Annotated in this window: 8 protein-coding genes and 1 tRNA gene; 7 read left to right on the top strand and 2 right to left on the bottom strand. The window is 64.7% G+C overall.

The genetic code is table 11. The features are described from left to right. Positions 1-101: 101 nt before the first annotated feature. From Q0Z44_RS12535 to Q0Z44_RS12515, 5 genes are all read left to right on the top strand, one after another. On the top strand, positions 102-1,529 hold the full coding sequence (locus Q0Z44_RS12535) for a site-specific integrase (RefSeq protein ID WP_298013235.1): 1,428 nt from the start codon (positions 102-104) through the stop codon (positions 1,527-1,529). Between the two features lie 163 nt (positions 1,530-1,692). After that, positions 1,693-1,917 carry a hypothetical protein gene (locus Q0Z44_RS12530; RefSeq protein ID WP_298013233.1) on the top strand — a complete coding sequence of 75 codons (225 nt, stop codon included), beginning with the start codon at positions 1,693-1,695 and terminating at the stop codon, positions 1,915-1,917. 157 nt (positions 1,918-2,074) lie between these two features. Continuing rightward, on the top strand, positions 2,075-2,551 hold the full coding sequence (locus Q0Z44_RS12525) for an AlpA family phage regulatory protein (protein ID WP_298013231.1): 477 nt from the start codon (positions 2,075-2,077) through the stop codon (positions 2,549-2,551). Positions 2,552-2,768: 217 nt separating this feature from the next. After that, on the top strand, positions 2,769-5,186 hold the full coding sequence (locus Q0Z44_RS12520; protein WP_298013229.1) for a DUF3987 domain-containing protein: 2,418 nt from the start codon (positions 2,769-2,771) through the stop codon (positions 5,184-5,186). After that, the gene (locus Q0Z44_RS12515; protein ID WP_298013227.1) at positions 5,183-5,752 is read left to right on the top strand and encodes a hypothetical protein; all 570 of its coding nucleotides are present in this window, start codon (positions 5,183-5,185) and stop codon (positions 5,750-5,752) included. Before Q0Z44_RS12520 ends, Q0Z44_RS12515 begins: the two co-directional genes overlap by 4 nt. Positions 5,753-6,777: 1,025 nt before the next feature. On the opposite strand, the gene Q0Z44_RS12510 is transcribed toward Q0Z44_RS12515, so the two are convergent. Next, a tRNA-Pro gene (locus tag Q0Z44_RS12510) sits at positions 6,778-6,854 on the bottom strand. A 59-nt stretch (positions 6,855-6,913) separates the two neighbouring features. Further along, positions 6,914-10,873 carry an ATP-dependent RNA helicase HrpA gene (hrpA, locus tag Q0Z44_RS12505; RefSeq protein WP_298013225.1) on the bottom strand — a complete coding sequence of 1,320 codons (3,960 nt, stop codon included), beginning with the start codon at positions 10,871-10,873 and terminating at the stop codon, positions 6,914-6,916. A 138-nt stretch (positions 10,874-11,011) separates the two neighbouring features. Between hrpA and Q0Z44_RS12500 the strand changes: the two genes are divergently transcribed. Beyond that, on the top strand, positions 11,012-12,157 hold the full coding sequence (locus Q0Z44_RS12500; protein WP_298013223.1) for a GGDEF domain-containing protein: 1,146 nt from the start codon (positions 11,012-11,014) through the stop codon (positions 12,155-12,157). A gap of 61 nt (positions 12,158-12,218) precedes the next feature. Then, a partial coding sequence (argA, locus tag Q0Z44_RS12495) for an amino-acid N-acetyltransferase (protein WP_298013221.1) occupies positions 12,219-13,668 on the top strand: 1,450 nt, incomplete at its 3' end.

Below are 13,668 nucleotides of genomic sequence, written 5' to 3'. Positions count from 1 at the left end.
TGCAAATCAACAGGTTAAGCGAAACGATTGTCCACCGATGACCACACCGGTACACTTGGAGCCAGCCAGAAACGGCAACCGAACGGCAACCAAGGGAACAGATGGCCATCACAGACAAGGACATGCAGCGCAAGCCCACCGACAAGGATCAATGGATCGCTGACGACTGGGGGCGAGGTGATGGCAGGTTTCTCGGCAGGATCACGCCGAGCGGGCGGCGCTGCTTTTACTTCCGCTACACCCTGCCGGACGGCAAGCGCGACACCCTTGCAATCGGCGACTACAGCAAAGACGGGAAAGGTGGGTTGACGGTGGCCGATGCCCGAGCCGTCGCCCTTGGCTGGTCAAAGCTGTACAAGGACACCGCCGTAAGGAAGAACCTGCGCGCGTACTTCGAAGAACAGCGGAAAGCAGAAGAAGCCGCCCGACTGGAGCGCGAGCGTGTGGCAGCAGAGGAAGCGGCACAGCGCGAGCGTGAGGCCAGCGAAGCCGCACGGCGCATGACTGTTAATCGGTTGTTCGAACGCTGGCAGTCAATCGAACTTCTCCCACGCAAGAACCGGGCGGGCAAGAGTGAAGGCCGCAAGGACGGTGGCCAGCAAATCAAATGGCGGTTTGACCTGCACGTGTTCCCGGAAATCGGGGGCAAGCTGGCCGAAGAAGTCAGGCGAGCTGACGTGATGGCGATCCTTGATCGGCTATCGTCCGAAGGCAAGAGCCGCACACACAATCTGGTGTTGACCGAACTGAGGCAGATGTACAAGTTCGCCCAAGTGCGTGAACTGGTGGCCCATGACCCGACGGCGGGAATCAAGCGCAAGGACGAAGGCGAGCGCAAACGATGGCTGACACCCGAGGAACTGCGCCAACTGCATGACGCCCTGCCCCATTGTGGGCTGAACCTGCGCACCCAGCTAGCGGTTTCCATTCAACTGTCCACGGCTTGCCGTATTGGCGAACTGGCCAAAGCCAAATGGTCAGACGTTGATATGGACGGGCGCGTGTGGCGCATCCCTGCGGAGAACTCCAAGAACGGAAAACCCCATCTGGTTCACCTGTCTAGCTTTGCGATGCGCCACATCGAGCAATTGCACGCGCTGAAGGAAGCCGACACGCCCTACCTGTTCCCGACTTTCGAAGGAAGCGTGAAAAAGGGGAACCGCGTTTGCAAGGGGCACACCCTGCCCACATCTATCAACAAGCAACTGGCAGACCGGCAACGTGCCAGCGAATCCACCCGCACCCGGCGCACCCCACACACCACGGCGCTGGCGCTACCCGGCGGGGCTTGGAGCACACACGACCTGCGGCGCACTGCTGCGACGCTCATGAGCCGCCTGAATATCCGCATCGAGGTCATTCACAAGTGCCTGAATCACTCGCTAGATGACGAGCTAGCCACCATCTACATACAAGACGACATGATGGACGAGCGGCGCAACGCCTTTGAGGCCCTTGGGAGCCGCCTGGATTCGATCATGAGCGGTCAGACCGCCACCAACGTGGTGCCAATGAAGTCTGTGGCGTAAGTCACCACCTACGCCCGGTAGGTTTTGACCGGGCAACAAGCGGGGCCAGCATGTGCGGGAACACAGCGCCAGCCCCTGACCACCACCCACCTGACAGAGAGGTGAACCAATGGCTACCGTACATCCTATTCGTAGTGCAACCGCGTCGCTTCACGAGGGCATCGTGATCGACACAGACACGCCCGCAGTGATCTTCAACCCTGCGGCTGATGCAGGGGCGCTGATGAGCTTCGCTCATGGGCAACTGTCCATCATGGAAGGCATCCTGTTGCATATGTCGTCCAAAGATCATGGCGACGACCCTATTGCCGACCCCCTGCTATCGCTAATCCGGCCAGCAATGGCGGCGCTACAGAACGCGGCGGCAAAGTTGAACAATCCCGCCTGACCCAACCACAACCACCCGGCCCCCTTGGGAAACCTTGGGGGCTTTGTCTTTGGTGCGGCTGTACATCTGTACAGTCCGTGAGAAAGTGTGCAGAATAGACCGCGACAGGCCGCGAGGGTCTGTCATTCATTCAAACCAAACCTAGAATGAGTTGGCAATGTTCATTTGCGATCAAGAGCGTGCGGCGTCTTACGCCAATTACCGAATCCTTCGAAAAGCTGGGGCGGTGGTCTGTTTTGAACCAATGGCGGTGCGCGGTGAGCGAATCACGCAGCGCGAGCTGGCATGGACGACCATTAGCGACGGCGCACCCGAAGCGGGCGGCGGCGGCGCATCTGCTGCAACCGGCATCGAGGGCGGCGCACCTGCTGGCGCTGGTTCGGATGACGACGACGACGGCGGCGACGCCGACCCCGAGCCAGCCCGACGGCGACCACACACCAACGGAACAGCCCCCGTCAGCGGCGAAACCCTGCTTAGATTGCGCGGCGTACAAGCCCGCGTGCCACTGAGCAAATCAGCGATCTACAAGCTGATCGCAGAAAACAGATTCCCCCAGCCGATACGACTTAGCGCACGGTGCAGCCTTTGGCGCGCATCGGAGATTGACGCGTTCGTTTCAAGCCTGGCTTAACGGGGGAAAGCATGACCATTCAGCACGCCAAAACGGCGGGCCTGTGCGCGTCCGTGCGCCAGTCCCCCGGCAATAGCCTGTTCTCACACACATTCACGGAGCGCCAAAGAAAAACCGCCGGGGCCTTTGGGGGGCACACCGGCGGGGGCTATCAGAAAGCTACAGCCGAAGTTTGCCACTCAGCGGCAAACAGCGCCAGCACCGGGAGGGCCGCACGATGAGCGACGCCATCCAACGATTCACAGCGGCGATTGTTTCGGCTGGGCTCACACCACCCGACACCCTCCACCCGGACGGCAAGCTGCACCGATTCAGCGCCAGCGGCAAGCGCGGCGACGATACCGGGTGGTATGTCCTGCATCTCGACGGCGTACCGGCTGGGGTGTTTGGCTGCTGGCGGCTGGGCGTCACAGAAACGTGGTGCGACAAGGCCGACAGCGCCATGACGGTGACGGAGCGCGAAGCCCACCGGCAGCGCATCAAGGCCATGCAAGCTCAGCGCGAAGCCGAACAGGCCGCACGCCAGCGAGAAGCGGCAGCAGAAGCCGCTAGACGCTGGCAGGACGCGAAACCATGCACCGGACACCCCTACCTATCCGGCAAGGGGATTCAAGCGCATGGCGCGCGATCTGACGCGGCTGGCGGGCTGCTGGTTCCCATGCGCGACACGGCAGGCACCTTGCACAGCCTCCAGACCATCACGGCAGACGGCGAAAAGCGGTTTCTGCCTGGTGGCCGGGTGAAGGGCTGCTATCACGGCATCGGCAAACCGAAGGGCAACAAGGTGATCTTGTGCGAGGGCTTCGCCACGGGTGCAAGCGCACATGAAGCGACCGGCGACGCTGTGGCCGTTGCCTACAACGCGGGCAACCTGAAGCCGGTGGCCGTGGCGCTGCGGGAGAAGTACCCGACCCTGAAAATCATTGTTGCAGCCGACGACGACTACAGGACAGAAGGCAATCCCGGCATCACGAAAGCCACTGAGGCGGCGCAAGCCGTGGGCGGCTGTGTCGCGGTGCCTGACTTCGGAGCCCACCGACCGGACGGTGCAACCGACTTCAACGACCTGCACCAACTGCGCGGGCCTGAAGCGGTGCGGGCCTGCATCGAGGCGGCGCAACAGGTGGGGGCAAGCATGTGGCCCGAGCCGATGCCACTACCGGACCCACTGCCAGCCGTGCCACGGTTTGAGCCCGAGCTTTTGCCCGAGAGCTTCAGAGCATGGGTGATGGACATTGCCCACCGGATGCAATGCCCGCCGGACTTCCCGGCAGTGGCGGCGCTGGTGGCTGCATCCAGCCTGATCGGGGCGCGTGCTGTGGTGCAGCCGAAAGCCCGTGACGATTGGCGCGTGGTGCCGAACTTGTGGGGCATGACAGTGGGCAGGCCTGGAGTGAAAAAGAGCCCTGCCCTATCCGAAGCCCTACGCCCCCTCAGTCGCCTTCAGCAAGCAGAGTTTGAGCAATGGCAGGCTGCGCACGACGCATGGGAACTGGATTGCAAGGTCGCCGAACTGGCGAGCGACGCAAATGCCAAGAAGGCAAAAAGCCTGGCGGCGAAAGACCCAGCGACAGCACGCGCACTTCTAGAGCCCACCGACTTGCCAGCCGAACCCATTGCACGGCGGTACGTCATCAACGATGCAACGGTGGAGAAGCTGGGCGAACTGATGCAGCAGAACCCCTGGGGCATCCTGTCCTACCGGGACGAGCTTTACGGGCTGCTGACGGGCCTGGACAAGCACGGGCAAGAGGGTTCACGGGCCTTCTACCTGCAAGCGTATGACGGCAATCAGGGCTACACCTTTGACCGGATCGGGCGCGGAACAGTCCACGTTCCCCGCGTGTGTCTCGCGATGATCGGCGGCATCCAGCCTGGGCGGGTGCAAGAGTACGTGCGAGGGGCTGTGGCCGGTGGCGGTGCCGATGATGGGTTGTTGCAGCGGTTCGGGCTGGCTGTGTGGCCTGACACGGCGGGCGACTTCGTACACGTTGACCAGTGGCCGGACTCCGAAGCAAAGCAAGCCGCGTGGGCTGTGTTCGAGCGCCTGGCGACGCTGGAACCAGTCAGCGAAGACGAGCCCCATTCATGGCGCTTTGATGCAGCAGCACAGGCCCTGTTCGTTGAATGGCTGGTTCCATTTGAAACCGAGCTTCGCAGCGACGACCTGCACCCGGCGATGGTTTCGCACCTGTCCAAGTATCGGAAGCTGATCCCGGCGCTGGCGCTGGTTTTCGCCCTGATCGACACACCGGACAGCGGCGGCGTGATCCATGAGCGTGAATTGATGCGGGCGCTTGCGTGGTGCGACTACCTGAAGCCCCACGCCGAACGGTTGTACGCAGCAGCCGTGATCCCTGAGACAGCCGCAGCGGATGCTCTGCTGAACAAGATCAAGGCGGGCAAGCTGACCGACCGAAACGGCGTGGTGATGGAGTCATTCGCACCGCGTGACGTGGCGCAAAAGGGCTGGGCCGGACTGGCAACCCCTGATGCGGTGAGGAAGGCGGCTGACGTGCTGTGTGACTTCGATTGGCTGCGCCTGGACACCGGGCAGAGTGGGGCAAAGGGTGGGCGACCTGCGGAACGCTACCTAGTCAACCCGGCGGCGCTGACTTGGAGGGCTGCGGCATGAGGTGGCTTGAACGACTCAAGAAAACAAGCACGGGCACTAAACCCCACCCTACAAAACCTACAGAACCCGGTTTCGTAGGTTTCGTAGGTACCCCTTTAGGGCCCATGCAGGAATCATCGAGTGATCCAGCGCCAGCGAACGACGAGCGGCACACCATCACGGCAGACCGCGAAGCCATCGAGGAACGGGCGGCAATCATCGAGTTTGACGGCGGGCTATCTCGCATCGAGGCCGAAGCCCTGGCAGGCATCACGCCTGATCCTGACCGGCATTGCTGGCCACACACCACGGCGATGAACACAGCCGAGATTGACACGTTCTCGGCACGGGTTCACCTGTTCACCCGGCATGGCCTGGACACCACCGAAGCCGAGAAGCTGGCCGACAGCCTGGCGACAAGGGACAGGCAGGCCGATGACCGGCGCGTGTGCCTGGAATGTCGCAACCTGCGGCGCAGTGGTGGCCTGTGGCGCTGTGGCCAACCGCACCGGGCCGGATGGGCTGGCGCTGATCTTCCCGGCGATCTGGTCAACCTGCTGCAACGGTGCGAGGGGTTCACATCATGAGCATGGCAAGACGATTCCACGGCAAGCCGGTAACGCGGCTGATCGTGTCCGTTCCCGACAACGTGGTGGCCGCAGTGGATAGGCTGCTGAGACTGTCCCCACATCACCCGGCGAGAGGCAACCGCGCGGAGTTTGTGCGCCTGGCCATCACCGAGAAGCTAGCAAGGGACAAGAGGCCATCCGATGATTAATACGCACCTTAACGCGCGCGCGCGAGCCATCAACGGTAAGGACACGGTAAGGCCAGAGCGACGCGGCAGGCATGGCCCACCAGCCCGATGCCGCCCGCCTGACATCTAAAGTAGTGCGAAGTAGTGACGCCACCCTAGCCCGGTGGCGTCCTTGCTAACAGCGGCGAAACAGCGAAAAACAAAGCGGGGGCAAACGGAGCCCGCGCCGACCACATCCTGCACGGCGAGGTGCAACCGCCATAAAGAAAGGCGAAGAAAGGCGGCGCACCTGCGGCAACGGGAAGGGCGGGTGCAAAGTCGGCACGACCAGCCCGGAAACCGAACGGTAAGCCCACCATGCAGTAACCGCGACTTTCCGGGGGGCGCGTCAAGTCGCACCGGATCAAGGGCACGGCAAGATCACGGCAAGGTGAAGTTATCGGAGCCCTACGCGCGCGCGCGCGCGAGGGCTTCAGTCTGCATCGGCGCAGAGTGGGGGCGGGTCGAATCTTGGGGGAGACAAGGCCGGTAACCGCACGGTAAGGCACGCGCGGAAAAAACCACCCACTTGAAAAACAATCAACAAATAACAAGGGCTGGCGCTGGTGGCCTGCGATCTGCACATCCCCATGACGGCATGACCTGGCCAAAGTGAGCCGAAGCCACTTCGACCAGCGCCAGCACTGCGGGCCGATTACGGGAGATTCCCGCATTTGCGACACAGGCCGAACGGCGAGCCCCTGCGCTCGATGCAGGTGGCGCACGAGAAACGGCAACCGAACGGCAACCAGCGACGGAAAAATGAGCCCAAACGGAAACGGGCTAGCGCCAGACGACGCTAACCCGTTGATTTATTGGTCGGGGCGGTGGGATTCGAACTCACGACCCTCTGCTCCCAAAGCAGATGCGCTACCAGGCTGCGCTACGCCCCGACTGAGCCGCCATTGTAGTCGGCAATTGCAGCGCCCCGCAGCTGCGTGGTGGATCGGCGTCAGGCGTTGAGCTGTGCCCAGGTCTTTTCCAGCCGTTTGACACTGACAGGCTGGGGCGTGCGCAGCTCTTGTGCGAACAGGCTGATGCGCAATTCTTCCAGCAACCACCGGAATTCGTCGAGACGCGCGTCGTGCGTGCCCTTGAGCTCGGCCAGGCGGCGCGTGTAACGCTGGTCCAGCGGGCGCAATTCGGTCAGCCGCTGAGCGTCGCGGGCCGCATCGCCCTTGAGTTTGTCCAGGCGCAGCACCACCCCTTTCAGGTAACGCGGGAAATGCTGCAGTTGCGCATATGGCGTCTGCACCACGAAGCGCTTGGGCATCAGGCGCTGGAGCTGCGCCGTGATGTCGTCTGCCACGTCCTTCGGAGGGCGGGCGTCCTTCAGCTTGCGCAAGGCGGCAGCGTACTCGGTCAGCACGGTGCTGGCCAGGCGGGCCACTTCCTGGGCGATGAGGTTCAGGCGGGTTCGGCCTTCTTCGACGCGGGCCTTGAAGCTGGCGGCATCGGTGGGCAGCGGGTCGGCCAGATAGGCGCGGTCGAGCGCCACGTCGATGATCTGCTCGCGCAGCTCGTCCGCCGTGCCCAGGCTCATGTAGGCCATGGCCATCTTCTGCAGATCCGGGATGTTCTTTTCCAGGTACTTCAGCGGCTCCCGGATCTGCAGCGCCACCAGCCGGCGCAGGCCCGCGCGGTGCTTCGCAGCGGCGACATCGGGCTCGTCGAAGATGTCGATTTCGACGTGGTTGCCCTTGTCGATCAGCGCCGGGAAGCCCACCAGCGTGTGGCCGCCGCGCTGGATTTCCATCAGTTCGGGCAGTTCACCGAAGGTCCAGTCCGTCAGCGGGGTGCTGGCCGCGGGTGAGTTGCTTTGCCCGGCGGCCGTGCCGCCCTTCGGCGTGGTGGTGGGTGCGGCCGAAGCCGCAGTCTGGCCGGATCCGCCGCGCGCGACACGGGTCGCCTGAGGGGCGCTCCGGGCATCCAGCGGCGACGCTGCGCCGTCAGCAGCCAACGCCCCCTCACCGCCCTGCACCACTTCCTTGGCCTTCAGCGCAGCCAGCGCCTGAAACGCGCCGCGCGCCAGCGAGCCCAGCTCGGCTTTGAGCGCCGGCAGGTTGCGGCCCATGCCCAGCTGGCGGCCGTGCTCGTCGACCACGCGGTAGTTCATGAACAGGTGGGGCGGCAGCATGTCGAGCTTGAAGTCGGCGCGCTTGATGTCGAGCTGCGTCTTGTCGCGCACGGCCTTGAGCAGCTGCTCCATCAGGCTGCCCTGCCCGAACTCGGCAGCCTGCACGAACGATTCGGCGTAATCCGGCAGCGGCACCAGCCGCGCGCGCGGCTTCTGATGCAGGCTCTTGACCAGCGCCAGCACCTTGTCCTTGAGCATGCCGGGCACCAGCCATTCGCCGCGCTCATCGCCGACCTGGTTGAGCGCGAAGATGGGCACGGTCACGGTCACGCCGTCGCGCGCATCGCCGGGCTCGTGCAGGTAGGTGGCCGCGCAGTCGACACCACCCAGGCGGATCACCTTGGGAAAGGCCGCACTGGTGATGCCGGCCGCCTCGTGGCGCATCAGCTCTTCGCGGCTCAGGTAGAGCAGCTTGGGGTTCTCGCGGCTGGCATGGCGGTACCAGCGCTCGAAGCTGTGCCCGCTCATCACGTCGGGCGGAATCTGCGCGTCGTAGAAGGCGTGGATCAGCTCGTCGTCCACCAGCACGTCCTGGCGGCGGGACTTGTGCTCCAGCTGCTCGACCTGCGCGATCAGCTTGCGGTTGTGCGCCAGGAAGGGCAGACGGGTCTCCCATTCCTGGCCGACCAGGGCCTCGCGGATGAAGATCTCGCGCGCCTCGCGGGCGTTGACCAGGCCATAGTTGACGCGCTTGTTGTTGTAGACGACCAGGCCATACAGCGTGGCGCGCTCCAGCGCGACGACCTCGGCGGCCTTCTTCTCCCAATGGGGCTCCAGCAACTGCTTCTTGAGCAGGTGCTGGCCCATGAAGACGAGCCAATGCGCGTCGATGTTCGCAATGCCACGGCCATACAGCTTGGTGGTTTCGACCAGTTCGGCAGCCAGAATCCACCGCCCCGGCTTCTTGCTCAGGTTGGCGCCCGGGTGCTTCCAGAACTTGATGCCGCGCGCACCCAGGTACCACTCGTCCTCGTCGCTCTTGACGCCGACGTTGCCCAGCAGGCCGGACAGCAGCGAAAGGTGCACCTGCTCGTAGGTGGCCGGCGTGCCGTTGAGACGCCAGTTGTGCTCGGCCACCACGGTGTGCAGCTGGCTGTACACGTCGCGCCATTCGCGCACGCGGCGCGGGTTGATGAAGTGCTCGCGCAGCAACGCCTCGTACTTGCGGTGGCTGAGCTTGTGCTTTTCCGGCTCGCCAGGTGCGTGGTGCCCATGGCCACCGCGGCTTTCATCCAGCCACTTCCACAGCTTGAGCGTGCCCATGAACTCCGACTTCTCGTCGTCGAACTGCTTGTGCTTCTGGTCGGCCTGCTGTTGCTGGTCGATGGGCCGGTCGCGCACGTCCTGCACGCTCAAGGAAGCGGCGATCACCAGCACCTCGGCCAGGGCCTGGCGGTCCTTGGCTTCGAGGATCATGCGGCCCACGCGCGGGTCGAGCGGCAGCTTCGCCAGCGTCTGGCCCAGCGGCGTGATCTCGTTGTTGTCGTCGACGGCGCCCAGCTCGTTGAGCAGCTGGTAGCCGTCGGCAATGGCCTTGCGCAACGGGGGCTCGATGAAGGGAAAGTCCTCCACATGCCCCAGGTGCAGCGACTTCATCCGCAGGATCACGCCGGCCAATGAGCTGCGCAGGATCTCCGGGTCGGTGAAGCGCGGACGCGCGTTGAAGTCCTTCTCGTCGTACAGGCGGATGCAGATGCCGTTGGCCACCCGGCCGCAACGGCCCGCGCGCTGGTTGGCCGCCGCCTGGCTGATGGGCTCGATCTGCAGCTGCTCGACCTTGTTGCGGAAGCTGTAGCGCTTGACACGCGCCTGCCCACTGTCGATGACATAGCGGATGCCGGGCACCGTCAGCGAGGTCTCGGCCACGTTGGTGGCCAGCACGATGCGGCGGCCGTTGCCGGTCTGGAAGACACGGTCCTGCTCCTGCTGGCTCAGGCGGGCGAACAGCGGCAGCACCTCGGCCACCGTGCGGTGCTCGGCCAGGTGTTTACGCAGGTGGTCGGCCGCCTCGCGGATCTCGCGCTCGCCGGGCAGGAAGACGAGGATGTCGCCGCTGCCCTCGCGCCAGAGCTCGTCCACGCCATCGGCAATGGCCTCGTTCAGGCCGTACTCGCGGCTTTCCTCGAACGGGCGATAGCGCTGCTCGACCGGGAACAGCCGGCCCGAGACCATGATGACGGGCGCAGGCCCCTTGGCCGATTCGAAGTGCTTCGCAAAGCGCTCAGCATCGATCGTGGCCGAGGTGACGATGATCTTGAGATCGGGCCGACGTGGCAGCAGCTGGCGCAGGTAGCCCAGCAGGAAGTCGATGTTGAGGCTGCGCTCGTGGGCCTCGTCGATGATGAGGGTGTCGTAAGCGCGCAGGTCCGGGTCGCCCTGGGTCTCGGCCAGCAGGATGCCGTCGGTCATCAGCTTGACGGACGAACCGGGCTGCAGCCGGTCCTGGAAGCGCACCTTGTAGCCCACCACCTCGCCCAACGGCGTGTTCAGCTCTTCGGCAATGCGCTTGGCCACGCTGGAGGCCGCAATCCGCCGCGGCTGGGTGTGGCCGATCAGCTTGGGGCGTTCATGCCGCCGGGCATTCGGATCGCGCACCTGTCCCCAGCCGCCCCGCCCCATGGCCAGCGCGATCTTGGGCAGCTGCGTGGTCTTGCCCGAACCCGTTTCGCCGCAGACGATGATGACCTGGTGGTCGCGCAGGGCGGCCTCGATCTCGGCGCGTTTGCCGCTGACGGGCAGCGATTCGGGGAAGGTGATGGGCGGCAGGGTGGACACGAAGCAAGGCAGGCGGCAAAACGCGCATTATCCCAAGCCGGCCAGACCGTGCCGCAGCAAGGCGTTTTCGTGAATTGAGGCACGCCGGGCCACTTCACGCCTTGAAATCGGCCGCCGGCTGTCGATTACCCTGTGGTCGTGAATCGTCCTGGTGACACCACCCCTGTGCCCACTGCCCCCTGCCCTGCTCTGGCCGATCTGGTTCTGGGCTCCGACCGGCGCATGCGTCGGTCGCTGAGCCTGATGCTGATCGCCAACAGCCTCTACCCGGTGAACGCAGTGCTGGCGTGGTGGGCAATACGGGCCGGCCACATGGACGCGCACATTGGCGCCGTGCTGATTGTCTACATCCTGGTCGGGCCGATGCTGGCTTATGCCGCCATCCGCTCGGGCTGGAGCCGCCGTTTCCGCGATCCGATGCTGGTGTTCCCGATGTGTCTGTTCTGCATCGGCAGCATCATCCTGGCCTTCGGTGGCATGGTGGTGCAATTGCGCGGGCTGGTGCTGGCCATCCTGCCGCTGGTGCTCATGCTCGGGCAGTTCAGTCTCCCTCCATCGCAGATCCGGGCCCTGGGGCTGCTGTCCGTGCTGGGCATCGGCCTGGTGACGTCGGGGCGCTGGCTGACCACCGCGCCAGTCGAGCACGAGTTCGCGCGCGACGTGGTGCAGATGGTCTACATCGGCGGGGTGCTGCTGGTGAGTTCGAAGGTCGCACAGCTCGTGAGTCGGCTGCGACACGATCTGGTACGCAGCCAGACCGAACTGGGCGACGCCCTGGCCCGTGTACAGCTGCTGGCCACGCGTGATGAGCTCACCGGGCTGCCCAACCGGCGTCGCATGGACGAGATCCTGCTGGAAGAGACACGGCGCCATGCACGCCACGGCACGCCCTTCAGCGTGGCGCTGATCGACCTGGACCACTTCAAGCGGATCAACGACACGCTGGGCCACCATGTCGGCGACGAGGTGTTGCGCCGCTTTGCCGAGCGTGCGCGTGCCGCACTGCGAGAAATCGACGTGCTGGCCCGCTGGGGCGGGGAAGAGTTTCTGCTGCTGTGCCCTGGCAGCCACGCAGAGCAGGCGGCGGTCGGCCTGTCGCGGCTGCAAGCCGCCCTCACCGCCGAGCCCTTGCTGGCAGAGCACCCGGACGTCCGGGTCACCTTCTCTGCCGGCCTGACGGACCACCGGCCAGACGAGCGCATCGAGGCCAGCATCGAACGGGCCGACCGCGCGCTCTATCAGGCGAAAGACGCCGGGCGCAACCGGTGGGTGCAAACCCCGTAACATGGAGCCCTTGCACCGTCTGGCCTGACCGGCCCTTTTTCGCCCCCCCTTGCGCCCTGCCATGGATCTGGTCTTCCCCCACACCTTTGTGCCCTGGTTCCGTTCCGTGGCGCCCCACATTCACGCGCACCGTGGCAAGACCTTTGTCGTGGGGCTGTCGGGCGAGCTGATCGCCGCCGGCAAGCTGGAGAGCTTCGTGCAGGACCTGGCGCTGATGCAGGCCATGGGCATCCGGATCGTGCTGGCACACGGCTTTCGCCCCCAGTTGGAAGAGCAGCTGCGCCTGAAAGGACAGGAGTCGAAGTTCAGCCACGGCATGCGCATCACCGACGCCGTGGCGCTCGACTGCGCCCAGGAAGCCGCCGGCCAGCTGCGCTACGAGATCGAGGCCGCTTTCTCGCTGGGCCTGCCCAACACGCCCATGGCGGGTGCCTCGGTCAGCGTGATCTCCGGCAATTTCGTGACCGCCCGCCCGGTGGGCATCGTCGACGGCGTCGACTTCATTCACACCGGCCTGGTGCGCAAGATCGACGCCATGGCGGTGCGCCGTGCCATCGACACGGGCGCCCTCGTCATGCTCTCGCCGTTCGGCTTCTCGCACACCGGCGAGGCCTTCAACCTGAGCATGGAAGACGTGGCCACCAGCGCCGCCATTGCCTTGAAGGCCGACAAGCTCATCTTCGTGACCGAGGTGCGCGGCATCCTGCAGAGCATCGTGCAGGACCCCGCGCGCGCCGCCGAACTGGAAGCCCGGCAGCACGACCCGGACGTCGAGATCGACCAGGAACTGGCGCTGGCCGACGCGAAGCGCCTGCTGGCCGCGCTGCCCAACCCCCTGCAGCCCACCGACACGGCCTACTACCTGCAGCATGCGGTGAAGGCCAGCGAAGGGGGCGTCGAGCGCGTGCACATCATCCCGTACAAGGTGGATGGCGCCCTGCTGATGGAGGTGTTCACGCACGATGGCGTGGGCACCATGATCGTCGACGAGAAGCTGGAAAGCCTGCGCGAAGCCACGCCGGACGACGTCGGCGGCATCCTGCAACTGATCGAGCCATTCGAGCAGGACGGCACCCTGGTCAAGCGCAGCCGCACCGAGATCGAGCGCGACATCCACCAGTACACCGTCATCGAGCACGACGGCGTGATTTTCGGCTGTGCGGCGCTCTACCCCTTCCCCGAGGCCAGCACCGCCGAGATGGCCGCCCTGACCATCTCGCCCAACGTGCAGGGCCAGGGTGACGGCGAACGCATCCTCAAGCGGATCGAGCAACGCGCGCGGGCCATGGGCCTGTCGACGCTGTTCGTGCTGACGACCCGGACCATGCACTGGTTCATCAAGCGCGGCTTCGCGCCGGTCGACCCCGACTGGCTGCCCGAGGCGCGCAAGCGCAGCTACAAGTGGGACCGGCGCTCGCAGGTCCTCGTCAAGAAACTCAAATTACCCCTCTCACCTTTCCCTGGTCTGACTCCATGGCACGCACCATCCAATGCAAGCACCTCAACAAGGA

The sequence above is a fragment of the uncultured Aquabacterium sp. genome, assembly GCF_947366995.1.
In the GTDB taxonomy this organism is placed as follows: Bacteria; Pseudomonadota; Gammaproteobacteria; order Burkholderiales; family Burkholderiaceae_C; genus Aquabacterium.
This window is presented reverse-complemented; position numbering and strand designations above follow the sequence as displayed.